The organism is Polynucleobacter sp. AP-Kolm-20A-A1 (genome assembly GCF_018688315.1).
Taxonomy (GTDB): domain Bacteria; phylum Pseudomonadota; class Gammaproteobacteria; order Burkholderiales; family Burkholderiaceae; genus Polynucleobacter.
The window spans coordinates 785,492-800,541 of record NZ_CP061315.1 but is presented as its reverse complement, the minus strand read 5'-3'; the positions used below and the strand labels follow the sequence as shown (position 1 = coordinate 800,541).

Annotated in this window: 18 protein-coding genes; 6 read left to right on the top strand and 12 right to left on the bottom strand. The window is 46.3% G+C overall.

Translation table 11 applies throughout. The annotated features are described in order from the left end of the window. Positions 1 to 2: 2 nt before the first annotated feature. From C2745_RS09720 to C2745_RS04210, 3 genes are read right to left on the bottom strand one after another with little or no spacing between them, the layout of a single operon-like run. Complete coding sequence (locus C2745_RS09720; RefSeq protein WP_371742996.1) at positions 3 to 1,877, bottom strand: alpha/beta fold hydrolase; 1,875 nt, start codon at positions 1,875 to 1,877, stop codon at positions 3 to 5. A 36-nt stretch (positions 1,878 to 1,913) separates the two neighbouring features. Then, a complete protein-coding gene (locus C2745_RS04215; protein WP_215385299.1) occupies positions 1,914 to 2,564 on the bottom strand; it encodes a CoA transferase subunit B in 651 nt (216 codons plus the stop codon). Between the two features lie 56 nt (positions 2,565 to 2,620). Further along, positions 2,621 to 3,322 carry a CoA transferase subunit A gene (locus C2745_RS04210; protein ID WP_215385297.1) on the bottom strand — a complete coding sequence of 234 codons (702 nt, stop codon included), beginning with the start codon at positions 3,320 to 3,322 and terminating at the stop codon, positions 2,621 to 2,623. Positions 3,323 to 3,477: 155 nt separating this feature from the next. On the opposite strand from C2745_RS04210, the gene C2745_RS04205 reads away from it, so the two are divergent. From C2745_RS04205 to C2745_RS04190, 4 genes are all read left to right on the top strand, one after another. Beyond that, positions 3,478 to 5,148: an electron transfer flavoprotein-ubiquinone oxidoreductase gene (locus tag C2745_RS04205; protein WP_215385295.1), complete on the top strand. Its 1,671-nt coding sequence runs from the start codon at positions 3,478 to 3,480 to the stop codon at positions 5,146 to 5,148. Between the two features lie 74 nt (positions 5,149 to 5,222). Then, a complete protein-coding gene (gloA, locus tag C2745_RS04200) occupies positions 5,223 to 5,609 on the top strand; it encodes a lactoylglutathione lyase (RefSeq protein ID WP_215385293.1) in 387 nt (128 codons plus the stop codon). 2 nt (positions 5,610 to 5,611) lie between these two features. Next, on the top strand, positions 5,612 to 6,784 hold the full coding sequence (locus C2745_RS04195; protein ID WP_215385291.1) for a GNAT family N-acetyltransferase: 1,173 nt from the start codon (positions 5,612 to 5,614) through the stop codon (positions 6,782 to 6,784). Continuing rightward, complete coding sequence (locus C2745_RS04190) at positions 6,781 to 7,044, top strand: DUF1289 domain-containing protein (RefSeq protein ID WP_128113465.1); 264 nt, start codon at positions 6,781 to 6,783, stop codon at positions 7,042 to 7,044. Before C2745_RS04195 ends, C2745_RS04190 begins: the two co-directional genes overlap by 4 nt. A 31-nt stretch (positions 7,045 to 7,075) precedes the next feature. Here the strand turns inward: C2745_RS04190 and C2745_RS04185 are convergent, their stop codons facing one another. Continuing rightward, positions 7,076 to 8,683, bottom strand: a complete 1,608-nt coding sequence (locus C2745_RS04185) for an ABC-F family ATPase (RefSeq protein ID WP_128113464.1) — start codon at positions 8,681 to 8,683, stop codon at positions 7,076 to 7,078. A 106-nt stretch (positions 8,684 to 8,789) separates the two neighbouring features. Then, complete coding sequence (locus C2745_RS04180) at positions 8,790 to 9,500, bottom strand: queuosine precursor transporter (protein WP_215385290.1); 711 nt, start codon at positions 9,498 to 9,500, stop codon at positions 8,790 to 8,792. Positions 9,501 to 9,605: 105 nt separating this feature from the next. Between C2745_RS04180 and C2745_RS04175 the strand changes: the two genes are divergently transcribed. Beyond that, positions 9,606 to 10,790, top strand: a complete 1,185-nt coding sequence (locus C2745_RS04175; RefSeq protein ID WP_215385288.1) for an acyl-CoA dehydrogenase — start codon at positions 9,606 to 9,608, stop codon at positions 10,788 to 10,790. Between the two features lie 53 nt (positions 10,791 to 10,843). Here the strand turns inward: C2745_RS04175 and C2745_RS04170 are convergent, their stop codons facing one another. Further along, the gene (locus C2745_RS04170; protein WP_215385286.1) at positions 10,844 to 11,290 is read right to left on the bottom strand and encodes an OsmC family protein; all 447 of its coding nucleotides are present in this window, start codon (positions 11,288 to 11,290) and stop codon (positions 10,844 to 10,846) included. Between the two features lie 32 nt (positions 11,291 to 11,322). Next, positions 11,323 to 11,703 carry a rhodanese-like domain-containing protein gene (locus C2745_RS04165; RefSeq protein WP_215385284.1) on the bottom strand — a complete coding sequence of 127 codons (381 nt, stop codon included), beginning with the start codon at positions 11,701 to 11,703 and terminating at the stop codon, positions 11,323 to 11,325. A 108-nt stretch (positions 11,704 to 11,811) separates the two neighbouring features. On the opposite strand from C2745_RS04165, the gene trxC reads away from it, so the two are divergent. Beyond that, the gene (trxC, locus tag C2745_RS04160; RefSeq protein ID WP_215385282.1) at positions 11,812 to 12,234 is read left to right on the top strand and encodes a thioredoxin TrxC; all 423 of its coding nucleotides are present in this window, start codon (positions 11,812 to 11,814) and stop codon (positions 12,232 to 12,234) included. Here the strand turns inward: trxC and mnmH are convergent. Genes mnmH through C2745_RS04135 form a run of 5 tightly spaced genes read right to left on the bottom strand, consistent with a single transcriptional unit; the run spans position 12,231 to position 15,040 of the window. Continuing rightward, positions 12,231 to 13,307 (bottom strand): tRNA 2-selenouridine(34) synthase MnmH, encoded by a 1,077-nt coding sequence (gene mnmH, locus C2745_RS04155; RefSeq protein WP_215385281.1) that lies wholly within the window; start codon positions 13,305 to 13,307, stop codon positions 12,231 to 12,233. The genes trxC and mnmH overlap by 4 nt on opposite strands. Positions 13,308 to 13,313: 6 nt before the next feature. Then, on the bottom strand, positions 13,314 to 13,733 hold the full coding sequence (locus tag C2745_RS04150; protein WP_215385279.1) for a thioesterase family protein: 420 nt from the start codon (positions 13,731 to 13,733) through the stop codon (positions 13,314 to 13,316). 22 nt (positions 13,734 to 13,755) lie between these two features. Continuing rightward, positions 13,756 to 14,100, bottom strand: a complete 345-nt coding sequence (locus C2745_RS04145; protein WP_215385277.1) for a TIGR01244 family sulfur transferase — start codon at positions 14,098 to 14,100, stop codon at positions 13,756 to 13,758. A 57-nt stretch (positions 14,101 to 14,157) separates the two neighbouring features. Continuing rightward, a complete protein-coding gene (locus C2745_RS04140) occupies positions 14,158 to 14,601 on the bottom strand; it encodes a YeeE/YedE family protein (protein WP_215385275.1) in 444 nt (147 codons plus the stop codon). A 1-nt stretch (position 14,602) separates the two neighbouring features. After that, positions 14,603 to 15,040 carry a YeeE/YedE family protein gene (locus tag C2745_RS04135; protein WP_215385273.1) on the bottom strand — a complete coding sequence of 146 codons (438 nt, stop codon included), beginning with the start codon at positions 15,038 to 15,040 and terminating at the stop codon, positions 14,603 to 14,605. Positions 15,041 to 15,050: the final 10 nt, after the last annotated feature.

Here is a 15,050-nt window from a genome sequence, read left to right as displayed (position 1 = left end):
AATTAACTAAAGAACTCTTTTGCTAAAGCAACTTGCTCTTGCTTCACAAATGCTGGCGCATGACCAACATTCGGAATCTCGATACTGCGCGCATAAGGATTGACTTTGCACATTTCTGCAACTGTAGCCGCTGAAAGCAAGTCTGAATTGCCGCCACGCACGATGAGCATCGGAATATGAATTTGCTTAAAAGCATGCCACATCGCCATCTCGCCAGCTTTAGCCATAATAGGATTGACGGATGCAAATGGTACAGAAATAGCTGGGTCGTAATGCATGATCCATTTACCTTCCTTTTGAATCAACATCGGGCCGTTATAAATTTCCCACTCTTGAGCGGTGTGCTCACCAAAGCTGGCGCAGATCTCATTTAAACGAGTCAGTGCATCAGCACGATTAGCAAAAGCAAATGGTTGGCCTACGTAGGAACCCAGGCGCTTAATTGCATCAGGCTCAATACGTGGACCCACATCATTAATTAGCATGCGACGTATTGGTGAATTTGGCATAGCGGCATACACCATGCCAATAAGTCCGCCCATTGATGTACCAAACCAGTCCACCTGAGTGACGCCGAGTTTTTTTAACAGCGTAGCCATATCCGAAACATACTGCGGTACGGCATAGAGCATTGGGTTGGCGAGGCGGTCTGAATCACCCCTACCGACCACATCAGGACAAACAACGTAATAGTCTTTGCACATGGCCTGCGCGAGTGTCTTAAAGTCACTACCGCGTCTTGTTAAGCCATGAACGCAGAGTAAGACCTTGTTACTTGGATTACCCCACGCGTGATAGGCCATGCGGTGTTTTTCATCGCCACTAGAGCAATCCACATAAAAAGTTTCGCCGTCATGAAAGACGTTTGCCGCCTGAGCTGCATTATGGATTTCATGGCTCATGTGATCATGCCCATGGTCGTGATCTTCACTTACTTCCTCAGGCTGCAAAGTGACGTGATCAATGCCGTGCTTATCCAAAAGCATCGTGTTAATACGGGACATAATCGCAGGCCACTCTCGCATATCAGCAATTTCGATATGGCCAATGAGTGCTGGAAAGCTTGGAGTCATTTCCCAGACGTGCAGATCATGCACAGCCAAAACTCCGGGCACACTCTTTAAGTCAGTACCAACTTGTAAATAATCTATATGAAGAGGCACACCCTCCATCAGGAAGTGATAGGACTCATGAAGAATAGATATAGTGGATTTGAGGATCAGGAGTGATACCAATATCGAAAGAATCGCATCGATAGGCATCCAGCCCGTTAGTTGAATAACAACACCAGCAATCAAGGCGGCGATAGAACCCAATAAATCGCCCATGACGTGCACTAGCGCAGCGCGAGTGTTCACACTCTTCTTATCGCGAGACAACACCCATGCAACCACAATGTTCATCAGCAAACCAATTGCTGCAACGACAGTGACTGTGAGGCCGTCTACTTTATGTGGATCGTAGAAGCGACTTACCGCTTCGACTACGATCCAAACTACCAATGCGAGCATCACTATGCTATTGACGAATGCCGCCAGAGCTTCGGCACGTCCAAAGCCAAAAGAATGCTTAGGTGATGGCGGACGGCGAGAAATAATTTGTGCCAATAAGGCAAGACCTAGAGCTGCTGCATCGGTCACCATATGACCGGCATCAGAGATTAACGCCAAAGAATTAGCAAAATAGGCAGCCGCTCCCTCAACACCTGAAAATCCCAAGGTTAGGACTAGGGCAATTAATAGTAAATTTTGATTAGATACTTGCTTGCTATGAGTGTGCTTGGCATCACCCTTCTTGTGGGCATGCAGTGAGGGATCAACTCCAGAGTTCATCTGAGACGCTGGAGGTTTTGAGGAAGAAAAATGGGATCCCGACATAGTGATCCCATTATTTCATTCATCCGGATAAATTGCTTAAAAACCCGTTGTGTCAACAGGGGCACCAGTCTTAGCAATCACTTCTTCCTTTGTTACACCTGGAGCTAATTCAGTCAACTTCAAACCCTTAGGCGTAATGTCAAGAACACAAAGATCAGTGATGATCTGGCTAATGACGCCTACACCAGTCAATGGCAGGGTGCACTTAGGCAAAATTTTGAGTTCTTCTGTGCCATCTTTCTTTTTGGCGACGTGTTCCATCAGCACTACAACGTGCTTTACGCCTGCAACCAAGTCCATTGCGCCGCCCATACCTTTAACCATTTTTCCTGGAATCATCCAGTTGGCTAAATCGCCATGCTCACTCACCTGCATCGCACCCAAAATCGCAATATTGATTTTGCCGCCGCGAATCATTCCAAAAGAATCTGCAGAAGAGAAAATAGATGAGCCAGGCAAAGTGGTAATCGTTTGCTTGCCAGCGTTAATCAAATCTGCATCAATTGTTTCTTCGGTTGGAAATGGGCCAATACCCAAAAGTCCATTCTCGGACTGGAGCCACACTTCCATGTTCTTTGGCACATGGTTTGCTACCAGGGTAGGCATACCAATGCCCAAGTTTACGTAGTAACCGTCTTTTAACTCTTTAGCAGCACGTGCTGCCATCTCATCTCTTGTCCAAGGCATTTCGATCTTCCTAAGTATTTTGTTCTATTGCTGTTTTATGGCTATTGTTCGGGGAATTAAGCTTTTGCTGTCAAAGTACGTTGCTCAATTCGCTTTTCTGGAGTCTTATGAAGTACCAAGCGGTGCACGTAGATGCCCGGGGTATGAATCTCGTCTGGATGCAACTGACCGTTCTCTACGATCTCTTCTACTTCTGCAACCGTGATCTTGCCAGCCATTGCAACAACAGGATTGAAGTTACGCGCTGTGTAGCGATAAACCAAGTTTCCTGATTTGTCTGCTTTCCAAGCTTTCACTAAAGAGATGTCGGAAACGATAGAACGCTCCATGATGTATTTCTCACCATCAAATGTTTTCTCTTCTTTACCATCGGCAACCAATGTACCAACACCTGTTTTGGTATAGAAAGCAGGAATACCGCAACCACCTGCGCGCAATTTTTCAGCCAGAGTACCTTGTGGGGTAAATTCCAACTCAAGCTCGCCTGCTAAATATTGACGTTCGAATTCCTTGTTTTCGCCCACATAAGAGGCAACCATTTTTTTGACTTGACGGGAATTGAGCAATAAACCCAAACCGAAACCATCTACACCGGCGTTATTGGCAATGGCGGTCAAATTCTGAGCACCCAAATCCTTTACTGCTTGAATCAAAGCTTCAGGAATTCCGCAAAGACCAAAACCGCCCACAGCTAATTTTTGTCCGTCTTTTAAGATATCCCGTAGGGCGTCAACAGCCGATGGGTAAGTTTTATTCATAACTTTTGTCCTAATATTGCCAAAATGGGTAAAAAAGCAATCATAACGCTTTAGACCCCCAGCCTAGGTGGGTTTGGCACTAAAAGGGATTTTGGCAGTTAGAACTAAACTATTGGGGCTAAATACCCTATTTTGAGATACCTCGGAGAAACTGAATGAATGCTGTAGAACTGCTAGAACAATTTGGGCCTAGAGAGTCCATGGACTATGACCTAGTCGTTGTTGGCGGTGGCCCTGCTGGTCTATCTGCGGCTATTAAAGCCAAACAATTGGCCAATGCTTCTGGCAAAGAGATCAGTGTCTGCGTCTTGGAAAAAGGCTCTGAGATTGGCGCTCACATTCTCTCGGGAGCAGTAATGGATCCCAAGGCACTTACAGAACTCTTTCCCGACTGGAAAGAATTGGGTGCCCCACTCGATACCCCGGTAACAGAAGATCAATTTTTATTTCTCACTGACGACAAATCCTACCAAGTTCCAAACTGGTTGCTACCCCACTGCTTTAAGAATGAAGGTAACTACATTGTTAGCCTTGCGAACGTGACTCGCTGGCTTGGACAACAAGCCGAGAATCTTGGTGTTGAAATTTTCCCAGGCTTTCCGGCTGCAGAAATTCTTTATAACGAACAAGGTGCAGTTAGCGGTGTTATTACCGGCTCAATGGGTTTAGATAAAGAAGGAAATCCTACTGATCAATTTCAGCTGGGTATGGAATTGCGTGGTAAGTACACCCTCTTCGCTGAAGGCGCACGCGGCCACCTTGGCAAACAACTCATTACTAAATTTGCTCTTGATAAAGATGCAGACCCTCAAAGCTATGGCATAGGCATTAAAGAGCTGTGGGAAGTGGAACCCTCTAAGAGCAAGCCAGGGCTAGTAGTTCATACCGCCGGCTGGCCTTTAGAGAGCGATACCTATGGAGGTTCATTCCTGTATCACCTTGGCGATAACAAGGTTGCCGTTGGCCTGGTGGTCGGACTCTCTTATAAGAACCCATACCTCTCTCCATTTGAAGAGTTCCAACGCTACAAATTACATCCGAAGATTCGTGAAACCTTTGAAGGTGGCAAACGCATTGCTTATGGTGCGCGCGCATTGACTGCGGGCGGATTAAATAGCCTTCCAAAAACCGTATTCCCTGGCGGTGCTCTGATTGGTTGTGATGCTGGCTTTTTAAATGCTTCACGCATTAAAGGTAGCCATGCTGCAATTAAGACCGGCATGCTTGCCGCAGAAGCTGCAGTTGCGGCAATTAATGAAAACCGCTCTGAAGATGTTCTTTCCGCCTATCCGGCTGCGTTCCAAAATAGCTGGTTGCATACTGAACTGAATCAAGCGCGCAACTTCAAACCATGGATGTCAAAAGGCCTCTACCTTGGCACGATCATGGTTGGTCTTGAGCAAAAGTTATTGGGTGGCAACATGCCGTGGACTGTGCATTTAAAACATGCTGATCATGAATGCCTAGAGCCAGCAGCGCAACACAAGCCCATTGATTATCCTAAGCCGGATGGCAAGATTACTTTTGACCGCCTCTCCTCAGTATTTATTTCCAATACGAACCACGCTGAGAATCAGCCCATTCACTTAACCCTGAAGAATGATTCCGTTCCAGTTGATATCAATCTCAAAACCTATGCGGGCCCAGAGCAGCGTTACTGCCCTGCTGGTGTCTATGAGTATGTAGAGACCGATGGCAAGCCGCGCTTACAAATTAATTCACAGAATTGCGTCCATTGCAAAACCTGCGACATTAAAGACCCTACCCAAAACATCATCTGGATCACACCAGAAGGTGGAGGCGGACCAAACTACGCAGCAATGTAATAAACCCAACCCCGACTTCATGTCGGGGTTTTTCATTCGAAACACGATTCAATAAATAGCGTTATATTTATCCTATGATGATCCTGCACACTATGCTTCGCGTTGGCGACTTGAATCGCTCCATTAATTTCTACACAAACATATTGGGTATGAATGTACTGCGGACCACTGAACGCCCTGAGCAAAAATATTCACTTGCTTTTGTTGGCTATGGCAAAGGTAATGCAGATGGTCAAGCTGAGATTGAGCTAACGTATAACCATGGAGTTTCTAGCTATGACATGGGAACAGCCTATGGCCATATCGCCATTGGTGTTCCAGACGCTTATTCTGCATGCGCCAAGATTAAGGCTGCCGGCGGAAATGTTACTCGTGAAGCCGGTCCTGTAGCTGGCGGCGACACCATCATCGCTTTTGTCACCGATCCAGATGGCTACAAAATAGAGCTTGTTCAGCGCTAATCGTGGCAAAGCCCGATTCATTTCAATTAGAGATAGTAGATCGCCTAAGCGATATCCCGGCCAATCAATGGAATGCACTACTCGCGAAAGATGCGGGTCCTTTTCTTCGCCATGAATTCCTTAGCGCACTAGAAGAGACCTCTTGCGTAGGCGGTAATACTGGATGGCAAGTCGCCCACCTCACCCTCAAGGATGGCGCACAATTGATTGGGGCTATGCCTCTATATCTCAAGCAACATTCTTACGGCGAGTTTGTATTTGATTGGTCTTGGGCACAGGCATATGAGCAGCAAGGCATGGAGTATTTTCCAAAAGCACTTTGCGCTATTCCATTTACACCAGTGCAAGGCCCACGAATCCTTAGCGATAAAACTGTGGATCTTGAGGCAGTTCAGAAGAAGTTAATTGCGGGCTTAAAGACTTTAGTTACCCAAAACAATCTTTCCTCGGCGCACATCTTGTTTCCAACGGCCTCGGAGGCAAAGGGCTTTCAGGAGCAAGGCTTCATGCTGCGGGACTCAGTGCAGTTTCATTGGCATAACCAGGGCTTTGAGCATTTCGAACAATTTTTAGCGGCGTTGACAATGAAGCGTCGAAAAAACATTCGACGTGAGCGCGAGCAAGTGGCCCGAGAACTGATCAACTTTAGACATGTCCCAGGAGGGTCTTCAAGTAATGCCGATTGGGAGTTCTTTTATCGCTGTTATGAAAACACTTATGTAGAGCATCAATCCAGTCCCTACCTTAGTGAAGCGTTCTTTAAGTTATGGGCGCAGCGCATGCCTGAAAACTTGCACCTCATCATCGCAGAGCGTAGTGGAAATCCAATTGCAGCCTCTTTGCTTGTTGTTAACCCCATAACCTCGAAAGCCTATGGAAGATATTGGGGCGCATTAGAGCATGTGCCCTGCTTGCACTTTGAAACCGCCTACTACCAGGCAATTGAGTACTGTATTGCGAAGAATATTCAAACCTTTGAGGGAGGCGCTCAAGGGGAACATAAGATGGCTCGAGGATTTTTACCAACCACCATTCAGTCCGCCCATTTCATTGCCGATCCTCAGTTTGCCAAAGCAGTTCAACATTTCCTGAATCGCGAACACCAGGGTATTGGAGCTTATGTGGATGAGCTTGCCGAGCACAGTCCTCTGAAATCGTCTAAAGTACAGCCATGAATTCCGAAGACACCAAACCGAACCTGCAGGATGGCTCGCACTCCCTCTCAACCGGGGATAATGAATCGGATTCCCCCTGCATCGGGGTATGCACCACGCTTTACGATGAGATTTGTCAGGGCTGTGGGCGCACACTCAATGAAGTCAGCAATTGGGTGTTCTTTTCCGACGAAGAAAAAACATCTGTATGGAACCGTATTCGCGCCGAAGGAACAGCAACACGCTTTCAGCGGCAAGCCAAAGAAAATAAGCCCGATTAAGGGCTTATTTTTTGATTACTAAGAATTAAGCTTAGCCCTCTAGAGCTTGGCTACGCAAATACTCTTCGTAGGTTCCAGAGTAATCAGTAACCGTACCATCCATCTTCACTTCTAAGATGCGATTGGCTAGAGCAGAAACAAACTCGCGGTCATGAGAAACAAATATCAATGTGCCATCGAATTTCTCGAGCGCAATTTGTAAGCTCTCAATGGACTCCATGTCCATGTGGTTGGTTGGCTCATCCATTGCTAGGACGTTATATTTTTGGAGCATGAGTTTGCCCCAAATCATTCTGCCCTTTTCACCACCAGAGAGAACCTTAACGGACTTGCCAATATCATCACCAGAGAACAAGAGGCGACCTAATGTGCCACGAATGACCTGATCGTCGTCGCCTGTATTGCGCCAGTTGTTCATCCAATCCATGAGCAACTCGTCTTTAGCAAACATCTCGGTGTTGTCTTGGGGCATGACACCAACGTTAGCGTTCTCGGCCCACTTCACATCACCACTGTCTGCTGCAATACCATCAAAGCGCTTGCTCAAGATGGTCTTGAGTAGCGTTGTCTTACCTGCACCGTTTTGACCAATAATGGCAATCTTTTCACCAGCGCGAACACCAAGCTTAAAGTTTTTGAAGATAGTGCGGTCGTAGGCTTTAGTCAGTGCATTGCACTCAACCGCCATATTGTGAAGTTTTTTCTCGGTATCAAAACGAATAAATGGGTTTTGACGTGAAGAAGGCTTTACTTCAACAATCTCAATTTTCTCTAACTGTCTTTGACGTGAAGTCGCTTGACGTGCCTTAGAAGCATTTGCAGAGAAGCGAGCCACGAAAGCTGCTAATTCAGCAATTTTTTCTTTGGCTTTTACGTTATTGCTTAGCTGCTGAGTGCGCGCCTGCACCGAAGCAAGCATGTAGGAGTCATAGTTGCCCGGATAAACCTTCAGCGTTCCATAGTCCATATCGGCCATGTGCGTACAGACTTCATTTAAGAAGTGACGATCATGGGAAATGATGACGATGGTGCTCTTAATTTGATTGAGGATGTCTTCAAGCCAATGAATGGAGTGAATATCCAAGTTATTGGTTGGCTCATCAAGCAACAGCACATCTGGATCAGAGAACAAAGCTTGCGCAAGCAATACGCGCAACTTCCAGCCTGGAGCAACGTTGCTCATCAAGCCTTCATGTTGCTCGATTGGAATACCAATGCCCAGCAATAGTTCGCCTGCTTTAGCTTCTGCGGTATAGCCACCGTATTCGGCATACTTACCTTCGAGCTCAGCAGCCTTCATGTAGTCTTCATCAGTAGCATCTGGGTTCGCGTAGATAGCATCGCGCTCTGCAGCAGCTTTCCACATTTCTTCATGACCCATCATCACTACGTCGAGTACGCGTACATCTTCGTAGGCGAATTGATCTTGACGCAATTTACCCAAACGAATTCCAGGATCCAAGCTCACGTTACCGCTGGTTGGCTCGAGCTCGCCACCCAAAATTTTCATGAAGGTAGATTTACCGCAACCGTTTGCGCCGATGAGACCGTAACGGTTACCGCCGCCAAACTTCACGGAAATGTTTTCAAACAGAGGCTTTGCCCCAAACTGCATAGTGATATTAGATGCTGACAGCACGGATGTTTTCTAGCTTTCTGAAATTCAATAGTTACCCCGAATGGGGGCAAAGACCATCATTTTAACGGCTTGTAGGTCTTTGTTGGCAGGAAGCCCGTGGTCTTGCTTAGACTTTGACCCTAAATGGGGTGAAATTCGTATGAATATCGTAAAAATCCTCGTTTTCCTTGCGCTTGAGGAAGTTCACAACCCAATAGGTCATGGGGGTAGCCAGGATTTCCCAGGAGGTCTTGAGGACATACTGAGCCAGGGTCACCTGAATCACTTCATGGGTTGGCCAAATGCCATAAAAAGCCAGCATATAAAAGAATGAGGAGTCGACCAACTCCCCCACGCCAGTTGAACCAATCGTGCGCATCCACAAAAAGCGCCCCTGCGTCCAGATTTTCATCTTTGCTAGAACATAGCTGTTAGTTAGACTGCCGCACCAGAATGAGAACATCGAAGCCATGGCGATTCGCCAAGAGTTTCCAAACACAGTTTCCAAGCCATGTTGGTAATTGGCCATATAGTCACCGGGAGCTACTGGCAAAGCGATGACAATCTGAGCCATCACTGCGGCAAATGCGAGCGCAGCAAAACCAGCCCACACCGCCCTTCGATCATAGGCATACCCGTACACCTCAGTCAGGATGTCGCCAAAGAAATAGGCTATTGGGAAAAACAAGATTCCACCGCCAAATGGCACGGTTCCAAAATACGGAAGATCAACGACTGCCGCCTTCCCAGCGCCAATAAAGTTTGAGCACAACAAAACGACTACAAAGGCAGCCAGAATGAGGTCGTAATAGCGGTGGTGGCGTCGAGGCGAGTCCATAAGTCCAGAAAAATGGATAATAGAAACAAGAATATCTGCATTCCTGAAAATTCGCAGGGAGCAGGCCAAAAGTGATGACAAAACCGCATATAGGATGACAAAGCAATGAGTACAAGTAAGGCCAGCTTTAATTGGGCAGACCCCCTTCTTCTCGATACCCAACTCACAGAAGAGGAGCGCATGGTGCGCGATGCAGCCGCAGAATATGCTCAAGGTCGCCTGATGCCTCGTATTCATGAAGCTTATCGCAATGAAACAACCGACCCTGCCATCTTCCGTGAAATGGGAGAGCTTGGCCTCCTGGGCATTACGATCCCAGAACAATACGGCGGAGCAAATTTGAACTATGTCTCTTACGGTTTAATTGCCCGTGAAATTGAACGGGTTGATTCCGGCTACCGCTCAATGATGAGTGTGCAATCTTCTTTAGTGATGGTTCCCATTAATGAATTTGGTAGCGAAGCACAAAAGCAAAAGTACCTACCTAAATTGGCTAGCGGTGAATGGATTGGTTGCTTTGGTTTAACTGAACCAAACTATGGTTCAGATGCAGGCGGCATGATTACTCGCGCCAAGAAAGTTCCTGGCGGATTCTCTCTCACTGGTTCAAAGATGTGGATTTCTAACTCTCCTATCGCTGACGTATTTGTAGTGTGGGCTAAGAACGATGAAGGCATCATCCGTGGTTACATCTTAGAAAAAGGCATGAAGGGTTTAAGTGCTCCAAAGATCAGCGGCAAGATGGGTCTACGCGCCTCCATCACCGGTGAAATCGTCATGGACGAAGTGTTCGTACCTGCTGAAAATGAATTCCCAGAAATTGAAGGCCTCAAAGGCCCCTTCACTTGCCTAAACTCCGCACGCTATGGCATTGCCTGGGGCGCACTCGGGGCGGCTGAATGGTGCTGGTATGCAGCTCGCCAGTACACCATGGATCGCAAGCAGTTTGGTAAGCCGCTAGCAGCCAATCAATTGATTCAGAAAAAATTGGCTGATATGCAAACTGAAATTGCTTTAGGCCTCCAAGGGTGCTTGCGCTTGGGCCGCATGAAAGACGAAGGCATTGCCGCTCCAGAAATCACCTCCATCATGAAACGTAACTCTTGCGGCAAGTCTTTAGAAATTGCGCGCATGGCGCGTGATATGCATGGTGGTAACGGCATTTCAGATGAGTATGGCGTCGTGCGTCACATGCTGAACTTGGAAGTCGTTAACACCTACGAAGGCACTCACGATATTCACGCCCTCATTCTAGGTCGTGCGCAAACAGGAATCCAAGCATTTAGCTAAATACAAAAGCTAGGTATTACAAAAGCCCTTGAATAAATACTCAAGGGCTTTTTTTATGGATAGAGCTGGTTTTTTAAACTGTCGATTACGAACACATTAACTGGAATGCCTGCACTGACACTTGATGAAACCGTGCAGAATTCCTGAAATTGAGCCAAGACTCTATCTAGGTTTTCCAAAGATTCTCCAGATACGCCAATATGTATCTCAACTCGTATAGACAAGATGCGGAGCCGATTTTGCTCGTTACGACCTATCTCGCATGTAGCTATGGTCTCTATTGGGTCTGGATTTTGCTTGAATTTTCTTAAAGCAAAAAGTAATGAATCTGATAAGCAATTAGCTACAGCCGCAATTAATAATTGCGATGGAGTTGCACCTTCAGACTTACCCAGTGGCGGTGGCTCATCCCCCATGATCGGAGGTTTTTCTTCGTTGTAATAAATCGCAAACTGATAATCGGCTTGCTGTTTCAGTCTTACGGTTGGATTTCCACTCATACTGAACCCCTATTGTCTATTTAGTAATGAACTTACTCAAACACGATTGGCTCTGGCCTAGCAATAGGATTGCCTGCCTGCGCCCATGCATCGAATCCGCCTGCAATCGATTGAACATGCATATAACCCATTTCATGCAACGACTTTGAGGCTAATGCTGCTCTACCGCTGTTTTTACAGTACAGCACTATTTTTAAATCCCGGGAACTTAAATTAGGATCGTTGCTTAATTTGAATTCAAGCAAACCTCGAGACATATGAATTGCTCCAGGAATATGCCCATTTGCATATTCATCCGCCTCGCGAACATCTAATAACAGATCGGCACCTTGAATTGCTTGAGCTGCATCTGCAAGAGCAACCTCTTTAATTGAAGATTTGGCTATTGCAACTAAGTCATGGGCAGTTTTCATATACATTCCTTTTATTAATGTTCTTTCATTATATTTTATTATATAATGTTTTAGAAATAAAAGTAAAATTTTGCGTCTTGAATCAACACCATAAGGAATTCAATACATATGCTAATTAAATGCCCAAGCTGCAACAAGTTCAACCGTCTACCCCTTGATCGAGTTAACCAAAAACCAATATGCGGAGTATGCAAGGCCAGCCTACTCTTAGGCCCCATCGATGCCGATCAAGCAAGCTTTAAAGAGATTCTCAGTCATAGCAAACTACCTGTAATAGTGGATTTTTGGGCACCATGGTGCGGCCCTTGCAAAATGTTTGCCCCAACCTTTCAGGCTAGTGCTGCAAAAAACGGTGAGCAGGTTCTGCATATTAAATTGGATACAGAAGCAAACCCAGGCATTGGGCAGGAGTTTTCAATCAGATCAATACCAACATTGGCAGGCTTCAAAAATGGGGTTGAGTTAAAGCGTATCAGCGGAGCCTTGCCACCAGCTCAGCTCGAACAATTTGTGAAGGGCCTTGCTATTTAGTGTCCGTTGGTTTTGATGAGAATCTCTTTAGCTGATGCCTTAAAAGCGTGATCACTATCGCTTTCAAGCTGCACGAAATTCTCCACCTTGTACTGAGGAAAGTTACGCACAATTGATGATTGATAAGAAGGGTCGTAATGCTTTACCAATAACTCTTCAACGAGATCCGGAAAATTGCCTGCATCAATTGCGTCATTCCATTTGGCAATTTGCACTTTTCCATAATGCGCTGTTAGTAACGCTAACTTACGCTTGAAGTTATCCGTGTCGATTAAGAAGTGATGGTACTCACGAATAAGCCAAGACACTCGTGTTTGCGTGCTCGATCTCAACTCAATACAGGCACCATTACGAATTTTTTCCATCAAGGCATCAGGTACGTGTAATCCCCCTACCTTCTTGCTTTCGGACTCCACAAATACCGGCTTAGCTGGGTCAAGCGAACGTAAGGCATTCCATAACGCAGTCTCAAAGCCTTTTTGCGATGGCTGGTCTTCATTGGGCTCATTACCAAGCACCGAGCCACGATGAACTGCTAGGCCCTCTAAATCAAGGATCTGAGCCCCTAGAGCGCCAATCTCTTGAAGCACTCGTGTTTTGCCGCTGCCCGTCATTCCGCAAATAACCTGAAATGAAAATTGACCAGCTGCTTGGTCTAGCCCGTCAATCACTGTGCGACGAAAACTCTGGTAACCACCTTCTAGCTGTTTAGCTTTCCAACCAATCCGATTGAGAATGTGAGTAAAGGCGCCACTGCGTTCACCACCACGCCAGCAATAAATCAATGGACGCCATTCACGAGGCAATTCTAGAAAGTGATTTTCAAGATGAGTGGCAATGTTTTTGGAGACCAACGCTGCGCCCAGCTTTTTGGCTGCGAATGGAGACTCTTGTTTATAAAGCGTTCCTATTTTGGCGCGCTCTTCATTATCAAGAACGGGGTAATTAACTGCGCCAGGGATGTGATCTAGAGCAAACTCGGCAGGAGATCTCACATCAATAACGAGATCAAACTGATCTAGCTCAGATAAAAATTGATCAACTCTTAAGATGTGCGGATTGCCGGGTTGCACGATAGACTAGCGCAACTTTTGCAAAATATGCTCAGGCCAAGGGGCCGACTTATTAGTCGTGAGGTCTACCCACACCATAGTCGCACCACCAATAGCCGCTTCAACCTCAGGCGATGTAGTTAAAGCCATGCTGGTATAGACATCCAAACTGGTTCTGCCGATGGCGCCTATGGAGGTCTTTAATATCAACTCACCCGGGAACGAGAGTTGTTGATAAAAGTTACAAAAACCGTTGAGCATCAACATAGATTCACGACCGGGAGCAACCTCATACCCCATGGCCGTAATCCACTCGCAACGGGCTTGCTCCATGTAGCGAAAGTAAATAGTATTGTTCACGTGCCCATACGCATCCATATCGCCCCAACGAATGGGCATGATCATTTCATGAACTAGCTTGCGCTCTTCGGGAATGACTATGCGCATGGTTTAGCGGGTGCTCTTTAGCTTAACCAAGCTGCAAAGCAAGTTGGTACAAATTAGTAGAGCGTGCGCCAGAGCGACAGAAAGCGAGAACCGGTCCAGGCAAAGTTTTTAAGAGACGAGCCATTTCCTGCACTTGAGCTTGGGTAAATGCACCAGATACTACCGGCAAGTACACATAATTTAAGCCGAGCTTTTCGGCTTCCGCTTGAATTACAGCGTTCAAAGGTTGGCTTGGGCCACCCTCACCGTCAGGACGGTTATTAATGACGCTCTTATAGCCTTGTTTGGCAATTTCAGCCAAATGGCTTGGGTCGATCTGACCGAGAGTGCCAAACTGAGCGTTATGGCAAGAAATAGGAAGACTCATAAAACCCTCTACATTTAGTAAATTATGCAATAGGGTTGATTTTAAAGCAGGGTTGACTCAGAGGCTTGGCTTGTTTTTATGAGCGGTAAAGAAGCGCTCACAGATTTCCATGCCGACTAGCATGGCAACCACAAATACCAGGGCTTTAAGGTGTCCAGCACCCAAAGCAACCAGCGCTGGACCAGGGCAAAATCCCGCAATTCCCCATCCGGCACCAAAAATTAAGCTGCCAATAATCAATGGCTTAGTGATATCTCTACGCGTGGGAATGTGGAGAGCCCCACCGAAAAATGCTTGAGTTCTTTTGCTAACAAGATAGAACGCGCCTAGCCCTACAATCACGGCCCCCATCATTACGAACATTAATGATGGATCCCAATTGCCAGCTAGATCTAAAAACCCCAAGACCTTCTGAGGATTACTCATACCGGAGATGATTAATCCCCAACCGAAAAGAACTCCAATTGCATACTGACCAAGGAGGCTGAAATGTTTTCTCATCTCAAACCCCAATCAAGTGACGAAGTACATAAACAGTAATAAAGCCTGCGCTCATAAAAGAAAGCGTGGCTACTAATGAACGCGGCGATAAACGTGAAAGTCCACAGATGCCATGACCACTGGTGCAGCCCGATCCGTATTGAGCACCAAAGCCTACTAGAAGACCAGCAATCACAATCGCGATCCAATCCGCTTCAATTTCCACCACTGGGAATATGCCAAAAAATAACGCTGCCAGAAAAGGTGCGGTTACCAAGCCCAGCACCAGAGCAACACGCCATGCTGAATCAGTCAATTTAGGGTGCAGCAAGCCAGAAACAATTCCGCTGATACCCAAAATTCGGCCATGCAATAAAACATATAAGGCCGCTGCAACTCCCAGAATCATCCCGCCTAATAAGGAAGGAATGGGTGTAAAAGACATCCAATCAATTTGCATTATTTATTTT

Excerpts from the sequence above, each read along its gene's own strand:
- C2745_RS09720 (WP_371742996.1), bottom strand. The coding sequence starts at position 1,877 with ATGTCGGGATCCCATTTTTCTTCCTCAAAACCTCCAGCGTCTCAGATG.
- gloA (WP_215385293.1), top strand. The coding sequence starts at position 5,223 with ATGATGATCCTGCACACTATGCTTCGCGTTGGCGACTTGAATCGCTCC.
- C2745_RS04215 (WP_215385299.1), bottom strand. The coding sequence starts at position 2,564 with ATGCCTTGGACAAGAGATGAGATGGCAGCACGTGCTGCTAAAGAGTTA.
- C2745_RS04165 (WP_215385284.1), bottom strand. The coding sequence starts at position 11,703 with ATGAAAACTGCCCATGACTTAGTTGCAATAGCCAAATCTTCAATTAAA.
- C2745_RS04210 (WP_215385297.1), bottom strand. The coding sequence starts at position 3,322 with ATGAATAAAACTTACCCATCGGCTGTTGACGCCCTACGGGATATCTTA.
- C2745_RS04205 (WP_215385295.1), top strand. The coding sequence starts at position 3,478 with ATGAATGCTGTAGAACTGCTAGAACAATTTGGGCCTAGAGAGTCCATG.
- C2745_RS04175 (WP_215385288.1), top strand. The coding sequence starts at position 9,606 with ATGAGTACAAGTAAGGCCAGCTTTAATTGGGCAGACCCCCTTCTTCTC.
- C2745_RS04180 (WP_215385290.1), bottom strand. The coding sequence starts at position 9,500 with ATGGACTCGCCTCGACGCCACCACCGCTATTACGACCTCATTCTGGCT.
- C2745_RS04140 (WP_215385275.1), bottom strand. The coding sequence starts at position 14,601 with ATGAGAAAACATTTCAGCCTCCTTGGTCAGTATGCAATTGGAGTTCTT.
- C2745_RS04145 (WP_215385277.1), bottom strand. The coding sequence starts at position 14,100 with ATGAGTCTTCCTATTTCTTGCCATAACGCTCAGTTTGGCACTCTCGGT.
- C2745_RS04135 (WP_215385273.1), bottom strand. The coding sequence starts at position 15,040 with ATGCAAATTGATTGGATGTCTTTTACACCCATTCCTTCCTTATTAGGC.
- trxC (WP_215385282.1), top strand. The coding sequence starts at position 11,812 with ATGCTAATTAAATGCCCAAGCTGCAACAAGTTCAACCGTCTACCCCTT.
- C2745_RS04150 (WP_215385279.1), bottom strand. The coding sequence starts at position 13,733 with ATGCGCATAGTCATTCCCGAAGAGCGCAAGCTAGTTCATGAAATGATC.
- C2745_RS04170 (WP_215385286.1), bottom strand. The coding sequence starts at position 11,290 with ATGAGTGGAAATCCAACCGTAAGACTGAAACAGCAAGCCGATTATCAG.
- C2745_RS04190 (WP_128113465.1), top strand. The coding sequence starts at position 6,781 with ATGAATTCCGAAGACACCAAACCGAACCTGCAGGATGGCTCGCACTCC.